The sequence below is a fragment of the Shimia isoporae genome (genome assembly GCF_004346865.1).
GTDB classification, from domain to species: domain Bacteria; phylum Pseudomonadota; class Alphaproteobacteria; order Rhodobacterales; family Rhodobacteraceae; genus Shimia; species Shimia isoporae.
Window position 1 is genome coordinate 1,687,806 of record NZ_SMGR01000001.1, and the last position, 17,202, is coordinate 1,705,007.

At 57.6% G+C, this 17,202-nt stretch carries 16 protein-coding genes; 13 read left to right on the forward strand and 3 right to left on the reverse strand.

Annotation, left to right across the window (positions count from 1 at the left end; translation table 11 throughout):
- Positions 1 to 15: 15 nt before the first annotated feature.
- The 5 genes from BXY66_RS08285 to trpE all read left to right on the forward strand — a co-directional run bounded on the left by BXY66_RS08285 (position 16) and on the right by trpE (position 6,253).
- Positions 16 to 630, forward strand: coding sequence for a LysE family translocator (locus BXY66_RS08285; protein ID WP_132859662.1), 615 nt, complete (start codon positions 16 to 18; stop codon positions 628 to 630).
- 299 nt (positions 631 to 929) lie between these two features.
- On the forward strand, positions 930 to 1,448 hold the full coding sequence (gpt, locus tag BXY66_RS08290; protein WP_132859663.1) for a xanthine phosphoribosyltransferase: 519 nt from the start codon (positions 930 to 932) through the stop codon (positions 1,446 to 1,448).
- A gap of 149 nt (positions 1,449 to 1,597) precedes the next feature.
- Positions 1,598 to 2,785 carry an aminotransferase gene (locus tag BXY66_RS08295; protein ID WP_132859664.1) on the forward strand — a complete coding sequence of 396 codons (1,188 nt, stop codon included), beginning with the start codon at positions 1,598 to 1,600 and terminating at the stop codon, positions 2,783 to 2,785.
- A gap of 84 nt (positions 2,786 to 2,869) precedes the next feature.
- Complete coding sequence (locus tag BXY66_RS08300) at positions 2,870 to 4,726, forward strand: peptidylprolyl isomerase (RefSeq protein WP_132859665.1); 1,857 nt, start codon at positions 2,870 to 2,872, stop codon at positions 4,724 to 4,726.
- A 15-nt stretch (positions 4,727 to 4,741) separates the two neighbouring features.
- A complete protein-coding gene (trpE, locus tag BXY66_RS08305) occupies positions 4,742 to 6,253 on the forward strand; it encodes an anthranilate synthase component I (protein ID WP_132859666.1) in 1,512 nt (503 codons plus the stop codon).
- A gap of 18 nt (positions 6,254 to 6,271) precedes the next feature.
- Here the strand turns inward: trpE and BXY66_RS08310 are convergent, their stop codons facing one another.
- Entirely contained in the window at positions 6,272 to 6,514 is a 243-nt protein-coding gene (locus tag BXY66_RS08310) for a hypothetical protein (protein WP_341785792.1), read from the reverse strand.
- Between the two features lie 143 nt (positions 6,515 to 6,657).
- Here BXY66_RS08310 and BXY66_RS08315 point away from each other — a divergent pair, with 143 nt between their 5' ends.
- Positions 6,658 to 8,619, forward strand: coding sequence for a bifunctional 2',3'-cyclic-nucleotide 2'-phosphodiesterase/3'-nucleotidase (locus BXY66_RS08315; protein ID WP_132859668.1), 1,962 nt, complete (start codon positions 6,658 to 6,660; stop codon positions 8,617 to 8,619).
- Positions 8,620 to 8,755: 136 nt separating this feature from the next.
- Positions 8,756 to 9,907, forward strand: coding sequence for a lytic murein transglycosylase (locus tag BXY66_RS08320; RefSeq protein ID WP_132859669.1), 1,152 nt, complete (start codon positions 8,756 to 8,758; stop codon positions 9,905 to 9,907).
- Here the strand turns inward: BXY66_RS08320 and BXY66_RS08325 are convergent.
- Both BXY66_RS08325 and BXY66_RS08330 read right to left on the reverse strand, forming a co-directional pair.
- On the reverse strand, positions 9,904 to 10,710 hold the full coding sequence (locus BXY66_RS08325; RefSeq protein WP_132859670.1) for an alpha/beta fold hydrolase: 807 nt from the start codon (positions 10,708 to 10,710) through the stop codon (positions 9,904 to 9,906). The two genes, BXY66_RS08320 and BXY66_RS08325, sit on opposite strands and share 4 nt — an antisense overlap.
- 149 nt (positions 10,711 to 10,859) lie before the next feature.
- Positions 10,860 to 12,236, reverse strand: a complete 1,377-nt coding sequence (locus BXY66_RS08330; RefSeq protein WP_132859671.1) for a divergent polysaccharide deacetylase family protein — start codon at positions 12,234 to 12,236, stop codon at positions 10,860 to 10,862.
- 168 nt (positions 12,237 to 12,404) lie between these two features.
- Between BXY66_RS08330 and BXY66_RS08335 the strand changes: the two genes are divergently transcribed.
- From BXY66_RS08335 to BXY66_RS08360, 6 genes are read left to right on the forward strand one after another with little or no spacing between them, the layout of a single operon-like run.
- A complete protein-coding gene (locus tag BXY66_RS08335; RefSeq protein ID WP_132859672.1) occupies positions 12,405 to 12,998 on the forward strand; it encodes an anthranilate synthase component II in 594 nt (197 codons plus the stop codon).
- Positions 12,995 to 14,014, forward strand: a complete 1,020-nt coding sequence (trpD, locus tag BXY66_RS08340; protein WP_132859673.1) for an anthranilate phosphoribosyltransferase — start codon at positions 12,995 to 12,997, stop codon at positions 14,012 to 14,014. The genes BXY66_RS08335 and trpD overlap by 4 nt, the downstream gene beginning before the upstream one ends.
- Positions 14,011 to 14,691 carry a uracil-DNA glycosylase gene (locus BXY66_RS08345; RefSeq protein WP_132859674.1) on the forward strand — a complete coding sequence of 227 codons (681 nt, stop codon included), beginning with the start codon at positions 14,011 to 14,013 and terminating at the stop codon, positions 14,689 to 14,691. Before trpD ends, BXY66_RS08345 begins: the two co-directional genes overlap by 4 nt.
- Complete coding sequence (gene trpC / locus BXY66_RS08350; protein WP_132859675.1) at positions 14,688 to 15,500, forward strand: indole-3-glycerol phosphate synthase TrpC; 813 nt, start codon at positions 14,688 to 14,690, stop codon at positions 15,498 to 15,500. The genes BXY66_RS08345 and trpC overlap by 4 nt, the downstream gene beginning before the upstream one ends.
- Positions 15,500 to 15,976, forward strand: a complete 477-nt coding sequence (gene moaC / locus BXY66_RS08355) for a cyclic pyranopterin monophosphate synthase MoaC (protein ID WP_132859676.1) — start codon at positions 15,500 to 15,502, stop codon at positions 15,974 to 15,976. The genes trpC and moaC overlap by 1 nt, the downstream gene beginning before the upstream one ends.
- Positions 15,973 to 17,148, forward strand: a complete 1,176-nt coding sequence (locus tag BXY66_RS08360) for a molybdopterin molybdotransferase MoeA (RefSeq protein WP_132859677.1) — start codon at positions 15,973 to 15,975, stop codon at positions 17,146 to 17,148. The genes moaC and BXY66_RS08360 overlap by 4 nt, the downstream gene beginning before the upstream one ends.
- Positions 17,149 to 17,202 lie beyond the last annotated feature (54 nt).

Here is a 17,202-nt window from a genome sequence, read left to right on the forward strand (position 1 = left end):
CCGAAAGAACTTTTTATGACTCTCCCTGCTTTTTTCGCAGCGGTATCTCTGTGCCTGATGGCCGCCGTTTCCCCCGGCCCCGCTGTCTTGATGGCCGCCCGCATCGGCCTCTCCGAAGGCCTCCGCACCGGTGCCGCCCTCGCCGTGGGCATTGGCGCAGGCGCCGTGTTCTGGGCCGCGGCCGCTCTTTTCGGCCTCGCACTGCTTTTTGAATATGCTCCCTTCCTGCTGACCACTCTTAAAATAGGCGGCGCGGCCTTTCTGATCTGGACGGCAATCAAGATGTGGCGCGCTGCAGATGAACCGCTGGACGACACAGCAACCACGGCCGCCCCGCGCAGCGCCCTCGCCGCCTTCCGCCTCGGCCTCTGGACGCAACTTGCCAACCCCAAGCCTGCCGTTTTCTTCGGCGCGGTCTTCGTCGGCACTGTGCCTACCGACGCAACCCCGTTAGCACTTTCCCTGTTGCTTGCCTGTATCTTCCTCGGTGAATTCCTTTGGAACACCTCCGTGGCGCGGCTGTTTTCGCTGGACCGCACCCGCAAGATCTACATCGGCCTGAAGCACCTGATTGACCGCGTCTTTGGCGGCCTTCTGGCAGCTCTGGGCGTCAAGATAGCAGCCACATAAGCGCCGCTTTCGATGCGAAAAGTCCTACAGGGTCTTTTCTTTTTGCACTGCATCTCAAGCGCCTTGGGGATCGCTGTGCTTTACTTGCGCCAGCACCTACCCAATCTGGTGACCGATGGGAGGACTTTCGAAAACAACTCGCCCCGCCTATCACGCCTTTGCCCAATCCGGCCGCCCACCTCAAGTCTCGGTAGTCGGGGACAAATACCGCGTCACCGCTTGGTGAGCGCGCAAACAGTTTGCGCGGCCCTCCCCGTCTGCTAGAACAGCCAAAATCTGCGACAAAGGGGTGAGTCCACATGAGCGAGCGTCTGCCACACGAAAAAGGCTTCCATATCAGCTGGGATCAAATCCACCGCGACAGCCGCGCACTTGCATGGCGTCTGGATGGAAAAGGCCCGGATGAAGGCGCTTGGAAAGCCGTTGTGGCCATCACCCGTGGAGGCATGGCCCCTGCCATGATCGTGTCCCGGGAACTCGACATCCGGACCGTCGATACGATTTCGGTAAAATCCTACTACTCCGGTGGCGGCAAACAGGACAAACAGCGCGAAGCGCAGGTTCTCAAAAGCCCGGACGCCGAACTTATGGGCGATGGCGAAGGCATCCTGATCGTCGATGATCTGGTGGACAGCGGCAAAACCCTCGAACTGGTGCGCCAGATGTACCCCAAAGCGCATTTTGCAACCGTTTATGCAAAACCTGCGGGCGAACCTATGGTCGACACGTTCATCACTGGCGTCAGCCAGGACACATGGATTTTTTTCCCGTGGGATATGGCCCTGCAATACGTAGAACCGTATCGCGGCACCGACTGATCTGACAAAAAGGTAATGCCTGCGTTCCGCTCAACTGCTCAACGCCCAACAGACCGACGGTCGCTTTCTATGCCGCCGGTCCGGAGCGTTTTCACACTGACGCAAGCATCCCAACCCTTCTCCATGCCAACAGCACAGGACGCCACCACATGACTTTGTCCCGCACGCAAGCCACCTTTGCACCGCCCGTCATGGAAGCCCGCCGCTGGTTGGAAAGCGCGACCTTCACGGAAGAAAAGCCTCTCATCAACGTCAGTCAGGCTGCGCCGGTTGATCCGCCGCCCGCGCCCCTGCGTGCGGAAATCGCACGCGTTGCTCAGGATGTTCCCGAGGCGCACCTGTACGGCCCCGTTCTCGGACTTCCGGAGCTGCGCGCCGAAGTCGCAACACAATGGAGTGCGGCCTACGGCGGCGGCATCGCCCCATCTCAAGTCGCGATCACCTCAGGCTGCAATCAGGCATTCTGTGCAACCCTGTCTGCCATTGCGGGCGAAGGGGATGAGATCATTTTGCCAACTCCTTGGTATTTCAACCACAAAATGTGGTTGGATATGCAGGGCATCTCTACTGTCGCCCTTACCACTGGCGAAAGCCTGCTGCCTGACCCGGGCGATGCCGCAGACCTCATTACCGACCGCACCCGCGCTATCGTGCTGGTTACGCCAAACAACCCGGGTGGCGTGGAGTATCCTGCTGAACTTGTGCGTGCGTTCTTTGAGCTGGCCCGTGACAAAGGCGTCAAACTGATCGTCGATGAAACCTATCGGGACTTCGACATTCGCACCGAAGCGCCACACGATCTTTTCAGCGATCCGGAATGGGGCGACACCCTGATCCAACTCTACTCTTTCTCGAAGGCATACCGCCTGACCGGCCATCGGGTCGGCGCCATGGTAGCGGACGAAAAGTTCCTCGCGGAGGCAGAGAAGTTTCTTGATACCGTCACCATCTGCCCAAACCAGCTGGGCCAACACGCAGCCCTATGGGGTATGCGAAATCTTTCCCAATGGCTTTCCGGAGAACGCGCCGAAATCCTCGATCGACGCGCTGCAATTGCAGACAACATGGAAACGTTGACCGCGCAGGGCTGGAAGCTGATGGGCGCCGGAGCCTACTTTGCCTACATGGAACATCCTTTCCAGATGCGGTCTGATGCGCTGGCCAAGGCATTGGTGCAGGATCACCACGTGCTCTGCCTGCCAGGCTCGATGTTCATGCCCGATGACGATCCGAATGGTGCACGACAACTGCGGATCGCCTTCGCCAATGTGGACAGGGGTGAAATCGCAGTGCTTTTTGAACGGCTTGCCCAAGCGGATTATCCCAAACGGGCCTAAAGCCCCATCACCGCTTGCCCCCTACCGATCAACCGCGTAGACATCCGCGAAGACCTTTTACCGACCAAGATACAAGGAACTGACATGGCCGAGGCAAAAGCAAAGGGCAAAACGTCCAAGACCCTGGTGTGGATCCTTATGGCAATGCTCATTCTGGGGCTTGGCGGCTTCGGTGTAACCAACCTCTCGGGCACCGTTCGTACGGTTGGCGAAGTCGGCAGCAAGGAAATCTCGGTCGACGATTATTATCGTGGCCTGCAAGAAGAAATGAACGCTTACTCGGCCCAGGTTGGCCAACCGCTGACCTTTCAACAGGCGCAATTGTTCGGCGTTGATCGCAATGTGCTGGCCCGTCTGGTCACCACACGTTCGCTCGACGCGGAAACCGCACGTATGGGTCTGTCCATCGGCGACGAAAACCTACGCCTTGAACTGCTCAATATTCCTGCTTTTCAAGGGTTGGACGGCGAGTTTGACCGCGAAGCTTATGCTTTCGCCATCGATCAGGCGGGCATGAACGAGTCCGAGTTCGAGGACAGCGTCCGTGAAGAAACCGCGCGTTCGCTGCTTCAGGGCGCCATCGTCTCAGGCGTCAACATCCCTGAAAGCTATGCCAAAACGGTGCTAGACTTTATTGCCGAAGACCGCGATTTCACTTGGACCAAACTGACTGCGGACAACCTTACCGTTGCGGTGGCAGACCCCACCGACGAAGAGGCCAAGGCCTACTATGACGCCAACATCGACGCCTACATGCTGCCCGCGACGCGCCAGATCACTTTTGCATGGGTGAACCCTGCAATGCTGCTGGACACAGTCGAGATTGACGAAGCGGCCATTCAGGAACTGTATGAAGCTCGCAACGCCGAATTCAACCAGCCCGAACGTCGATTGGTTGAACGTCTGGCCTTTGCCGACACCGCAGCGGCAGAAGCAGCCTTTGAACAGGTTCGTAATGGTCAGGCGACGTTTGAAAGCCTTGTCGAGGCCCGTGGACTGGCCCTGTCGGACGTTGATCTCGGTGATGTGTCCAAGTCAGAGCTGGGCAGCGCTGGTGAAGCTGTTTTCATCACACCCGTCGGGGGCATTGCTGGTCCGGTCGACACCAACCTCGGCCCTGCCCTTTTCCGCGTGAACGCTATTCTGCCGGCGCGCTCCACAAGCTTTGAGGACGCCAAGCCGGTACTGCGAGAAGATCTTGCCCTTGACCGTGCCCGCCGCGTTATCGAAGCCCAAATTGACAACGTAGACGATCTGCTGGCAGGCGGCGCAACACTGGAAGAAGTGGCCGACGAAACCGATTTGGTACTTGCGACCATCGACTGGCACGCGGGTTCCGAAGAAGACATCGCAGGCTACGAAGGTTTCCGCGCCGCAGCGGCCGCAGCAGACGAAAGCGACTTCCCCGCCATCGAGGAACTTGAAGACGGCGGCATTTTCGCGTTGCGCGTCGACGGTGAGACCGAAAGCGCACCCGCCGCCTTCGAAGACGTCAAAGACGCCGCACTGGAGGCTCTGAAGGCAGAGCGCACTGCCGAGGCGCTCGGTAAACTGGTGTCCTCACTGGAACCCCAGCTGAAATCTGGCACACACTTTACGTCGTTCGGTTTTGACGCAAATGAAGAAGTCGATATGGATCGCGCTGATTTCGTTGATGGCACCTCTGCCGACTTCATGCTTCAGGTCTTTGAAATGGAAGTCGGTGAATTGCGCCAGATTGCGGCCGAAGATGGCGGTCTGCTGCTTGTCCGCCTGGACGCGATCACCCCGCCAGATCACGCCGATCCGGAAATCACCAGTCTGACCAACCTGATCAATCAGCAGCTTGGTGGCGGCATTTCTCAAGACTTGTTTCAGTCCTACGCCGAGTCGCTTCAGGTGATGTACCCGCCCCAAATCAACCAGCAGGCGCTCAACGCGGTGCACGCACAGTTCCAGTAAGAAAGGCTTGATCCCATGGATCTCGTCCCCTCCTTTGACGACTTTTCCCAAGCCTACGATGCCGGGGAAAACCAGGTGGTCTATGCCCGCCTCGCAGCCGATCTGGACACCCCCGTTTCGTTGATGCTCAAGCTCACCGGAGCCCACAAAGACGCCTTCATGCTCGAGTCCGTTACTGGTGGAGAAGTGCGTGGTCGCTACTCTATCATCGGCATGAAACCCGACCTGATCTGGCAGTGCCGTGGAGAAACAAGCCGTCTCAACCGGACGGCTCGCTTTGACGCAGATGCCTTCGAGGATCAGGACGGCAACCCGCTGGACAATCTGCGCAAGCTGATTGCCGAAAGCCGTATCGATCTGCCCGAAGACTTGCCACAGGCTTCTGCCGGTCTTTTTGGCTATCTCGGGTATGACATGATCCGCCTCGTCGAGCACCTGCCTGACGTCAATCCGGACCCGCTGGGCTTACCAGATGCCTGCATGATGCGTCCTTCCGTCGTTGCGGTTCTGGACGGCGTAAAGGGCGAGGTAACGGTGGTGTCGCCAGCGTGGGTAAGCGACGGTCAATCCGCCAAAGCGGCCTACGCGCAAGCAGCAGAGCGCGTAATGGATGCCGTTCGCGATCTGGAACGCGCCATGCCGCAAGCTGCTCGTGATTTGGGTGAGGCGCACGAAGACAGTCCACCGGTCAGCAACTTCACCAAAGAAGGCTATATGGCCGCGGTCGAGAAGGCCAAAGACTACATTCGCGCAGGCGACATCTTTCAGGTGGTCCCGGCACAACGCTGGACGCAAGAATTTCGTCAGCCACCATTCGCGCTTTATCGGTCTCTACGCCGCACCAACCCGTCGCCCTTTATGTTCTACTTTAATTTCGGTGGTTTTCAGGTCGTCGGTGCGAGCCCGGAAATTCTGGTGCGCGTATTTGGCAGCGAAGTGACCATTCGTCCGATCGCCGGTACCCGTCCCCGTGGCGCGACGCCCGAAGAAGACAAGGCGCTCGAAGAAGACCTGCTGGCCGACAAGAAAGAGCTTGCGGAACACCTCATGCTGCTCGATCTGGGCCGCAACGATACCGGCCGTGTCGCAAAAATCGGCACTGTACGTCCGACCGAGAAGTTCATCATCGAGCGCTACAGCCATGTCATGCACATCGTCTCCAATGTCGTCGGCGAACTGGCCGAAGACAAAGACGCCCTGGACGCCTTCTTTGCAGGCATGCCCGCAGGCACAGTGTCCGGCGCGCCTAAAGTACGTGCCATGGAAATCATTGACGAACTGGAACCTGAAAAACGCGGCATCTATGGCGGTGGCGTCGGATATTTCTCCTCCGGCGGCGACATGGATATCTGTATCGCCCTGAGAACCGCAATTGTGAAAGACCAGAAACTCTACATTCAGGCTGGCGGCGGCGTTGTTTATGACAGCGATCCCGAGGCCGAGTACATGGAGACGGTCCACAAATCCAACGCCATTCGCCGGGCCGCCGCTGACGCTGCCCGGTTTACTGGCAACGGAAATAGCTGACAAAAGGTCTGAGCGCGTCTAGCGCTCCACCTTCCCCAAATCCGCCTCTTTCGCGGCCTTCTCTTCTTTGGTCAGCTTGTTGCCCCAGCTGCCTTTGCTGATCCCCAGATCATGAGGCATCGGTTTGGTCTCACCCTTGGTGACCTTGCCGCCATTTTCCAAAAACTGCCGAATTAAGTCGTCATCCGTCATCGGTTTCTGCAAGTGTTTCATTGTTCGCTGCTCCAAATACCTGATGGTGGCAGCTAATCCCTGTTTCATGACAACCTGACGACCTTTCCTCCGTCATCCAAATTTTTCCATTTAGTCAAACACGTGTTACACTGGGCCTATTAACCACAAGACCTATTCCGCCCGAGGCTCACCGAGGGCGGTCAATCGTTTCCAACTCAATTGAGGGTACCATGTCCCAATTCACCCTGTCCCGTCGCCACTTCCTCGCGTCCACCGCAGGCTTCATCGCGCTGCACCCGTTCTCCGCAAACGCGACCACAAATCAGGCTCACCTGAGGATCATGGAGACCACAGATCTGCACGTGCACGTCTTCCCTTATGACTACTACGCAGACAAACCACGCGACACCGTTGGCCTCGCCCGCACTGCCTCGCTGATCAAAAACATCCGCGACGAAGCAACCAACTCGATGTTGATCGACAACGGCGACTTCCTGCAAGGCAACCCGATGGGCGACTACATCGCCTATGAGCGCGGCATGAAAGAAGGCGACGCCCACCCGATCATCACCGCCATGAACGCCGTCGGCTATGACGCAGCGACAATTGGCAACCATGAATTCAACTACGGCATTGATTTCCTGATGAAATCCATGGCTGGCGCAGAATTTGAAACCGTGCTGTCCAACATCTCTCTGGAGCAAGGCGGCACCCCGCGCGAAGACAAAACCCTGTTCAAGCCCTACTCCATTCTGGAGCGTGAGATCACCGACGGCGCAGGTGAGAAACACATGATTAAGGTCGGCGTGATCGGTTTCACCCCGCCGCAAGTCATGAATTGGGACCGCCGCCATCTCGAAGGCAACGTACAAGCCCGCGACATCGTTGAAACCGCCAAAGCTTTCGTGCCGCAAATGAAAGAAGAAGGCGCCGACATCATCATCGCCCTGAGCCACTCCGGCATCGGCGCTGCGGATCATTCAGACGGCATGGAAAACGCCTCTGTGCCACTTGCAGCGGTGGATGGCATCGACGCCGTCCTGACCGGTCACCACCACCGCGTGTTCCCATCCTCAGCCTATGACGGCATGGCAGGCGTGGACGTGGCAAACGGCACCATCATGGGCAAGCCAGCGGCCATGGGCGGTTTCTGGGGCTCTCACATGGGCCTCATCGACCTGATGCTGGAACGGTCCGGCAACGAGTGGAAGATCGTCAGCCATGCCACCGAAGCCCGACCGATTTCCAAACGCAACGAAGACCGCTCGATCACCGCATTGGTAGAAAGCCAGCAAGACGTGCTTGCATCTGTCCAGAAAGAGCACGACGAAACCCTCGCCTATGTCCGCCGCGCCGTCGGTAAAACCGACGCACCGCTGCACAGCTACTTCGCACTGGTCGCCGATGACCCATCCGTGCAAATCGTCTCCATCGCGCAGCTCTGGTATATCGAGCAAATGATGAAAGGCACCGAGCACGAAGGTCTGCCGATCCTCTCCGCAGCCGCCCCCTTCAAGGCCGGTGGTCGCGGCGGCCCCGAGTACTATACCGATGTTGCCAAAGGCGACGTCGCGATCAAGAACGTTTCAGACCTCTATCTCTATCCGAACACAGTGCGCGCCGTGCGCGTGACCGGACAAGAGGTCAAGGACTGGCTCGAACGCTCGGCCGGCATCTATAACCAGGTTGAGACGGGCAAAGCCGATCAGGTTCTGCTGAACCCCGACTTCCCGTCCTACAACTTCGACGTCATGGATGGCGTGACTTATCAGATCGATCTGTCGCAGCCCTCCAAATTCGACCCGAAAGGCAACTTGGTAAACGCCGATGCCAACCGAATTGTAAACCTGATGTTTGACGGTGAACCGCTTGATTTGAATGCGGAATTCATCATCGCAACCAACAACTATCGCGCGGGCGGCGGTGGCAAGTTCCCAGGTGCTATGGGCGACACCATCGTCTTTGAAGGCCCCGACACAAACCGCGACGTCATCGTGCGCTACATCGTGGAAAAAGGAACAATCAGCCCTCGCGCAGACGCCAACTGGACATTTGCTCCCTTGCCGGGCACCTCTGTTCTGTTTGACACCGGCCCCAAGGCCGCTGACTACGCAGACAGCGTCGAAGGCGTTTCGATTGCACCGGCTGGCGAAGGCCCCGACGGGTTTGCGCGCTTCCGCATCGATCTGTGATCGTACCAAATCATGCACCACAAAGGGGAGCCGTCGGGCTCCTCTTTTCTGTTTCTGTGGGCTTTCACCCCTCGCCCCGCGCCCAATTCTCTGCCAAACTGACGCTCAACAAACTTGGCAAACAAGGGCAGTTTTCATGAGTATCACCCGTCGCAATGTCACCTTTGGTCTCGCCGCCTTGACCCTCGCAGCCTGTCAAAGCACGCTTCAAACAACCAATACGGCTTCTATTGCTGGTCCAAAGACTCTGCCGCCTGATCTCAGGCCACAACTCAACCGGGACTATGCCGCTTGGGTGGCGAGCTTTCGCGGGCGGGCCCTGTCTCAGGGCATAACCGAACAGACGCTCAACAGCGCTTTTCGCGACACCGGCTACTTGCCCGGCGTTATAACGCGAGACCGCAACCAGACGGAATTCACGCGAACACTCGAAGACTATCTCTCCATCGCGGCCAGCGACGAGCGCATTGCCAAGGGTCGAGCCGCCTTTTCGCGTCACCGCAGCACTCTCAACAGCCTTGAACAGACCTATGGAGTCGATGCAGAGATCATTTGCGCAATCTGGGGGCTGGAAAGCTACTACGGAGAACGCAAGGGAGACATTCCTGTCATCTCCGCAACGTCTACTTTGGCTTTTGATGGCCGACGCGGTGCGTTTTATGAAAAACAACTCATCGCGGCCCTTAAGATCCTGCAAAACGGCGACATAACCGTAGACCGCATGACCGGAAGCTGGGCTGGCGCGATGGGACACACGCAGTTCATTCCAACAAGCTATCAGGCCTTTGCCGTCGATTTCACTGGCGACGGCAAACGTGACATCTGGTCCAACGACCCGTCGGATGCTTTGGCTTCAACGGCAGCTTACCTGCAACGCAACGGCTGGACCCGCGGCACAAAATGGGGCCGCGAGCTGCAAGCCGGAGAAAGCGCCTCCCGTGTCATTCAGCCGCAAGCCGGTGGGCCCCGCTTCGCTGTGACCGGCAATTTCAACGCCATCAAGCGCTATAACAACTCCGACAGCTACGCGATTGGTGTCGGTCACCTCGCCGACCGCATCGGCGGCGCAGGCCCCCTACGCACGCCTTTCCCGCCAGACAAGTACGGTCTGACAAAGGATGACCGGATTGCGCTTCAATCACGCCTGACCTCCCGTGGTTTCGACACCGGCGGAGCAGATGGTGTTCTTGGCCCAAAATCCCGCGCCGCGATTGCAGATTATCAACGCAGCATCGGCTTGGAACCAACGGGCGATCCCTCACAGGCTCTGCTAAAGTCACTGGCCTAAACCGCTGCGCGGGCAATCGTGGCATCGATCAGGGCATTCACCTGATCGGGTGTCTCGATCGTGCTGGAATGTCCCGCTCCCTTGAACACCTTCAGCTGCGATCCCCTGATTGCAGCTGCAATCCGTTCTGATTTCTCTGGCACCGTCGCAACATCTTCTTCTCCCGCCCCAATACCAACTGGCAGGTCAATCTGGCCAAGCAATGCTTCGCACCCTTCGCGGGAGAACACAGCTGCCACCGCGCGGGTCACACCAATCCGGTCGCCTGACTTCATGGATTTGCGCCAAAACGCCCTTTCCTCGGCGCGTGCAGGATCTTTCAGAAAAGTCTGTCCAAACATCGACTGCATTGCGCCGCCAACAACCGACCCAAGGCCAAGCCAGCGGGCACAGAGGTTCATCAGTTTGTATTTGGGGCGGTTCGATGCCGGTTCTGCCTCAGCCGAAGTATTCAACAGAGTCATGGTCTTCAGCAATTCGGGTCGTCGGGCCGCCAGCCGCATGCCGACCATTCCGCCCATAGATAATCCGACGTAATGACAAGGACCGACTCCAAGATGCTCGATCAGAGCGGCCGCATCCTCACACAACGTGTCCATGTCATAGCCGCTTTCTGTGACACCACTCTGACCTTGCCCGCGATGATCGAAAGTGATCACGCGGTATCGTTCTTTAAGATGGGCAACCTGTGCAGCGAACATACCACCGTGATGCAGCAATCCATGGCTCATCACGACGGCCTCGCCCTGACCGCCCGTATCGGTGTAGTGAATATGCGCTCCGTTTAGATCGGCAAATGGCATCGCGTCTTTCCTCTCCCTTTTGGAAGAGCCTAGCAGCGGCTGGCCAATTGTGGGCAAAAACCCTTCCGGTTACGCAACGTCGGCACCGGTCACATCGGGCCGACGTTTTGCCGACGCAATACCGACGTTTTGCAGCAAGGTGTTTTGGCTCAGTTGATCGTGTTCAATGCCGCGGAAACCGGTGCTAGAGCAACCGTGCCGGCGCGATCCTGCAGCCCCCAGAGCACCAGTGCGGAAATGGTCTCGTCGCGCAGACGACCAACCATAACAACCCCGTTTTCCTGCGGAGCTTTGAACGCCGCCTGATCCAGGAAACGGCGGATCACAACCGCGCTTTGACCCTTACCATCAAAGTCCCGGAACACGCTTGCGGAAGGCACGCCGTCTTTTGCCGCAAGTTTCTGTGCGGTGTTCAGACCCTGCCCGAACAAAACAAGCCCGTAGCCTTCGTTCAGAGCAACATCCGCCACCTGATCGCTCACAACCTTGGCTCCCTGAAGACCGTCTCCCAAGCCTTCCATTATCGCGACGAAATCATCTGACACAGACAAATGTGCCTGCATTGCAACCTCAACATCTGACGCCCCTGCGGCCGCCGGCATGTCTACCATAGCAAGCACTTCCATGCCCTGTGCCCGATACTGCGCTGCCTTGGATTTCACATCTGGATCAAGCGTCGAAACAGCCACGCTTAGCGGATAGGGAAAGCCCGCCAAAGCATCAAGGTTCACTCCAGCGCCTTCATCGATCAAAACGATGGACATTATCGGCTTACCATCAACGTTTTCAAACGGCTGAGCATTGGCAACAAATGGCTTTGCGACCTCAACCTCCGCCGTTTCTGCGCCCGCTCCGACACTCGGAAGACGCTCCGACTTTCCTTTGTTGTCGCCATCCAGCAGAGATCCCGCGGGTTTCAAAAGGCTATTGTCCGTTGTCTCGCCAGCTTCTTCAGGCACCTCGGCTTCAGGACTAATGTCCTCTGGCGTCGGTGTCGGCGCAGGCTCTGATACGCTCAAACCGGCACTGTCTTCGCCGTCATCGGTCCCAAACACACCGCCAGTCGTCGCACTAGGCGTGGGCGGTTGCGGCGGACTGGTCGAAATTGAGAGCTCCTCAGTCACTGCAGCGCCACCTTCCGGCGCAGAAGGTGCAGTCGCGACGACCGGGCTGTCACTCGTACCGGTCACCGCTCCGGTGCCTTCGGGTGCTTTCGGCGCGATGATGTTAGCCTCTTCCGTAACCGCATCCGGCTTCGGAGCCGAGGAGGTATCGCTTAGAACCGGTGCCGCCTCCTCTGTCGAAGTCACGACATCGTCGCTGTCTCTCGCCTCGACCTGCGCGTCCGCCTCGTTTTGCAACGGCGTTCCTTCCGCCACAGCATCCGTGTCGCCTTCTGTTCCAGCCGCCGCCTCTGTCTGAGGGCTCACAGTCGCTGGCAGAGGTGCCAGCAAGGAGGCCACCGACAATACGCCGCCCACAACAACCACACCCCAGATGATCCCTGACAATATTCCGCGCACCATGCCCGCTGCCCTTTTTCTCGTTCTTCGTCCGACTCGTGCTCTTTGTGTCTCTCAGGGGTTTTCGTGCCTGCGCACCCCTTGACCCTCTGGCCCAAGCCTGAACATGTATACCGCGACCAAGGCCTCGGCCTCCACCCTGTTTCGCAAAACAGTAACGGAAGATGCAAAATGTTGCTCCTGATCGATAATTACGACAGCTTTACCTACAATCTCGTCCACTATCTGGGCGAACTCGGTGCTGACGTGCAGGTTTGGCGCAATGACGCTTTGACTGTTCAGGACGCGATGGGAATGAATCCTGCAGGCATTCTCCTGTCGCCCGGTCCCTGTGACCCCGATCAGGCCGGCATCTGTCTCGCTCTGACCGAGGCAGCCGCGGAAACACGGACACCTCTCATGGGCGTCTGTCTGGGCCACCAGACCATTGGACAGGCTTTTGGCGGAAATGTCGTGCGCTGTGATGAAATCGTACATGGCAAAATGGGGACAATGCACCACACTGGCAAAGGGCTTTTTGCAGGCCTGCCAACGCCGTTTGAAGCGACCCGCTATCATTCCCTTGTGGTGGACCGCGACACGCTGCCAGAATGTTTGGAAATCACGGCGGAACTCGACAACGGCACCATCATGGGGTTCCAACACCGTGACCTGCCAATGCAGGGTGTGCAATTTCATCCCGAGTCCATTGCATCGGAACATGGGCACAAAATGCTGCAGAATTTCCTCGACATGATGCCTCAGAAAGAAGGTGCTGCAGCATGAGCGACGCAATTAAACCCCTTATCGGTGCTGCTGCGGAACGGCCGTTGACCCGCGGCGAAGCAGAAGCAGCCTTTGCGATTCTGTTTGAAGGCGAAGCCACTCCAAGTCAGATCGGCGGTCTTTTGATGGCGCTGCGCACACGGGGCGAAACCGTGGATGAATACGCAGCTGCCGCCGCCGTGATGCGCGCCAAGTGCAACGCGGTCAAAGCACCCGAAGGCGCAATCGACATTGTCGGCACAGGCGGTGACGGGAAGCATACGCTGAACATATCCACCGCAACCGCTTTCGTAACCGCCGGCGCAGGAGTGCCCGTGGCCAAACACGGCAACCGAAATCTCAGCTCCAAATCAGGGACGGCAGATGTTCAAACACAAATGGGCATCAATGTTATGGTCGGACCGGAAGTGGTTGAAAAAGCGCTGAAAAGTTGCGGCATCGCCTTTATGATGGCCCCGATGCACCATCCGGCCATTGCACACGTGATGCCAACCCGCGCCGAACTCGGGACGCGCACGATTTTCAATATTCTCGGCCCGCTTACCAACCCGGCCGGCGTTAAAAGACAACTGACCGGCGCCTTCACCCGCGACTTGATCCGCCCCATGGCGGAAACTCTTGGCAAGCTGGGCTCCGAAAGAGCATGGCTCGTGCACGGATCAGACGGAACCGATGAATTGACGATCACTGGTGTAAGCTGGGTGTCGGCCCTAGAGACCGACGGCAGTGTCAAAGACGTGGAGCTTCATCCGGAAGACGCTGGGCTGCCTGTCCATCCCTTCGAAGCCATCGTCGGCGGCTCACCCGAAGACAACGCAAATGCCTTCCGCGCACTTTTGGACGGCGAGAAGAATGCATACCGCGATGCAGTTTTGCTTAATTCGGCAGCAGCGCTTGTTGTTGCGGATGCAGCAAACGATCTTCGTGAGGGCGTTGAGAAAGCCAAAGAGAGCATCGATTCCGGTGCTGCAAAGTCCAAAGTGGAAAGTCTCGCTGCAGTCACATCGGCCGCATGAGCCTCTCAAATGCCAACCTGGGTGATTGGGCGCGCCTCCCGTTCTTTTCGGACGACCTACCTGCAATAGCTGTGGCCGTCGAAAAAGACGAGCGAGACATACTGCCCTCTGGGTCCGACGTTTTCGCCGCGCTGAAACGCACACCTCGCGCCAACGTTCGCGTTGTCATCCTTGGTCAAGACCCTTACCCGACACCTGGTCACGCGCACGGTCTGTCATTTTCCGTTGAACCACACGTTAAACCGCTGCCACGTTCGCTCAACAATATCTTCAAGGAAATGATCGACGATCTAGGGTCTGCCCCCTTGACCGGTGACCTCCGATTCTGGGCCGATCAGGGTGTTTTGCTCCTCAATACCGTACTCACGGTGCCGTCAGGCGAGGCAAATGGACACAAAAACCTCGGTTGGCAGAAACTTTCCCATCAAGTCCTTTCTGCTGTGTCCGACAAACCCTGTGCCTTTGTCCTATGGGGAAAACAGGCACAAAGCCTTGCGCCTTACATTTCATCGCCTAAAGATGGCACAAACCCTGAAAACGGGCATCTGATGATTGAAACCGCTCACCCTTCGCCCCTGTCGGCGCGGCGCGGTTTCTTCGGGTCAAAACCGTTTTCGCGCATTAATACGTGGCTTGCCGAACGCGGCGAACCGCCAATCAACTGGACAGACGCATGACCGAAACCGTTCTGGATAAGATTAAGGCCTACAAGCTAGAAGAAGTTGCAGCAGACAAGGCGGCCAAACCTCTCGAGGCAGTAGAAGCCGAAGCCCGCGAGGCAAGCCCGACCCGAGGCTTCGCCGACGCACTGAAGAAAGCGTCCCGCGCCGGTTACGGCCTGATTGCTGAGGTCAAGAAAGCCAGCCCGTCCAAAGGCTTGATCCGCGAAGACTTCAACCCGCCGGCGCTTGCTCAAGCCTACGAGGCCGGTGGTGCAACCTGTCTTTCGGTACTCACCGACACCCCAAGCTTTCAAGGTGACAAGTCTTTCCTGACGCAAGCGCGTGAAGCCACGAGCCTGCCAGCTTTGCGCAAGGACTTTATGTATGACACATATCAGGTGGCAGAGGCGCGGGCCTTGGGCGCCGACTGTATTCTCATCATTATGGCCAGCGTCAGCGATGCTCAGGCCCAAGAACTCGAAGACGCCGCTTTCAGCTGGCAGATGGATGTTCTGCTGGAAGTTCACGACGCAGCAGAACTCGAGCGCGCCAGCCTGTTGAATTCGCCTCTGATGGGCATCAACAATCGCAACCTAAAAACGTTTGAAACCACACTCGACACCACACGCGTTTTGTCGAAACAGGTTCCGGCAGACCGATTGATCGTGTGCGAAAGCGGGTTGAACACGTCCGAAGAGCTGGCGGACATGGCACGCTACGGTGCGCGCACTTTCCTCATTGGCGAAAGCCTGATGCGACAAGAAGATGTGACAGCCGCAACGCGTCAGATCTTGGCGAATCCGCTAACCGCAGGTGCGATGTAATGAGCGGCCTGACTCACTTCGACGGCAAGGGTGACGCGCACATGGTTGACGTGTCCGAAAAGGCAGTCACCAGCCGCATCGCGACTGCTGAGGGATGGGTGAAGATGGCGCAGCAAACCTATGAAATAATTGCAGAAGGCCGCGCCAAGAAAGGCGACGTTCTGGGAGTGGCTCGGCTTGCGGGGATCATGGGTGCAAAAAAATGCTCGGACCTGATTCCGCTCTGCCATCCTCTACCGATCACCAAAGTGTCTGTGGAACTTACACCGGATGCAGACCTGCCTGGCGTGCGCATTGAAGCAACCGTCAAAACGACAGGACAAACAGGGGTGGAGATGGAAGCCCTGACCGCCGTTAATGTGGCCGCGCTGACCGTGTATGACATGAGTAAAGCCGTCGACAAAGAAATGGAGATCGGCGGCATTCGCGTGATCTTGAAAGATGGCGGAAAGTCGGGCCGGTTCGAAGCAAAATGATTTCTGTCGAAGACGCGCTCGCCCACTTGTTCGCTCTTGCCAAACCGCTGGCAACGGAAACCATTGGCTTGTCAGAAGCCAATGGACGCGTTCTTGCAAACCCCGTTGCCGCGACGCGTGACCAACCGCCGTTCTCGGCATCTGCCATGGATGGCTATGCCGTCGCTCCGGAAGGTGTTGTACCGGGCGCGTCATACACCGTGATCGGCGAGGCAGCAGCAGGACATGCGTTCGATGGCTCGGTCTCGGCCGGCGAAGCCGTAAGAATCTTTACAGGCGCGCCGGTTCCAAATGGCGCCGGACATGTAGTCATACAGGAAGACGTTGACCGGACAGACCAAATAATCACCGTGTCGGATCGACTTGGCCGCGGCACGAATATCCGCCCCTCGGGTGGCGACTTCAAAGTCGGGCAAACCATTGAATCACCGAAAATTTTGAGACCGAACGACATCGCACTTCTTGCCGCTATGAACGTCGCAGAGGTCACTGTAACCCGCAAACCCAAAGTTGCGATCATGGCGACGGGTGACGAGCTGGTTATGCCGGGAGAAGCGCCCGGGCCCGATCAGATCATTGCTTCGAACTCATTCGGTCTTCAAGCGATGTTGCGCGACGCGGGCTGTGAAGCGCGCCTGCTGCCCATTGCACGCGATTCAAAGAGTTCACTCAAGACAGCATTTTCGCTGGTCGACGATGCGGATCTGGTTATCACCATCGGTGGTGCCTCCGTTGGAGACCACGATCTGGTCGGAGACGTAGCACAAGATCTCGGAATGCAACGCAGTTTCTACAAAATAGCGATGCGCCCGGGCAAACCCTTGATGGCCGGAAAACTCGCCAACGGTGCTATGATGATCGGCCTGCCTGGAAATCCCGTTTCAGCGATGGTCTGCGGGCAGGTCTTCGTCAATCCTGTTGTTCGTACAATGCTTGGTTTGAAAGACGCCTTGCCAGAACAGCAAACCGCAGAACTGGCGCATGATCTGGCGCCGAACGGGCCGCGCCAGCATTACATGCGGGCCCGCGTCGACAATGAAAAAATCAGTGTTTTTGCCAATCAGGACAGCAGTTTGCTGACTGTGTTGAGCTCTGCGAATGCGCTTCTGGTTGCGCCGCCCAATTCCGAGGCAATGCCAAAAGGCACAGCAGTCCGGTATATTCCAATCTAGAGTTAACGCGTTTTTTCAATCATTTAAGCGGGTTCACAATTTCAAAGTGCGCCG

Bases quoted from the DNA above. Each gene is read 5' to 3' on its own strand.
- BXY66_RS08285 (WP_132859662.1), top strand. From the start codon at position 16: ATGACTCTCCCTGCTTTTTTCGCAGCGGTATCTCTGTGCCTGATGGCC.
- gpt (WP_132859663.1), top strand. From the start codon at position 930: ATGAGCGAGCGTCTGCCACACGAAAAAGGCTTCCATATCAGCTGGGAT.
- BXY66_RS08295 (WP_132859664.1), top strand. From the start codon at position 1,598: ATGACTTTGTCCCGCACGCAAGCCACCTTTGCACCGCCCGTCATGGAA.
- BXY66_RS08300 (WP_132859665.1), top strand. From the start codon at position 2,870: ATGGCCGAGGCAAAAGCAAAGGGCAAAACGTCCAAGACCCTGGTGTGG.
- trpE (WP_132859666.1), top strand. From the start codon at position 4,742: ATGGATCTCGTCCCCTCCTTTGACGACTTTTCCCAAGCCTACGATGCC.
- BXY66_RS08310 (WP_341785792.1), bottom strand. From the start codon at position 6,514: ATGAAACAGGGATTAGCTGCCACCATCAGGTATTTGGAGCAGCGAACA.
- BXY66_RS08315 (WP_132859668.1), top strand. From the start codon at position 6,658: ATGTCCCAATTCACCCTGTCCCGTCGCCACTTCCTCGCGTCCACCGCA.
- BXY66_RS08320 (WP_132859669.1), top strand. From the start codon at position 8,756: ATGAGTATCACCCGTCGCAATGTCACCTTTGGTCTCGCCGCCTTGACC.
- BXY66_RS08325 (WP_132859670.1), bottom strand. From the start codon at position 10,710: ATGCCATTTGCCGATCTAAACGGAGCGCATATTCACTACACCGATACG.
- BXY66_RS08330 (WP_132859671.1), bottom strand. From the start codon at position 12,236: ATGGTGCGCGGAATATTGTCAGGGATCATCTGGGGTGTGGTTGTTGTG.
- BXY66_RS08335 (WP_132859672.1), top strand. From the start codon at position 12,405: ATGTTGCTCCTGATCGATAATTACGACAGCTTTACCTACAATCTCGTC.
- trpD (WP_132859673.1), top strand. From the start codon at position 12,995: ATGAGCGACGCAATTAAACCCCTTATCGGTGCTGCTGCGGAACGGCCG.
- BXY66_RS08345 (WP_132859674.1), top strand. From the start codon at position 14,011: ATGAGCCTCTCAAATGCCAACCTGGGTGATTGGGCGCGCCTCCCGTTC.
- trpC (WP_132859675.1), top strand. From the start codon at position 14,688: ATGACCGAAACCGTTCTGGATAAGATTAAGGCCTACAAGCTAGAAGAA.
- moaC (WP_132859676.1), top strand. From the start codon at position 15,500: ATGAGCGGCCTGACTCACTTCGACGGCAAGGGTGACGCGCACATGGTT.
- BXY66_RS08360 (WP_132859677.1), top strand. From the start codon at position 15,973: ATGATTTCTGTCGAAGACGCGCTCGCCCACTTGTTCGCTCTTGCCAAA.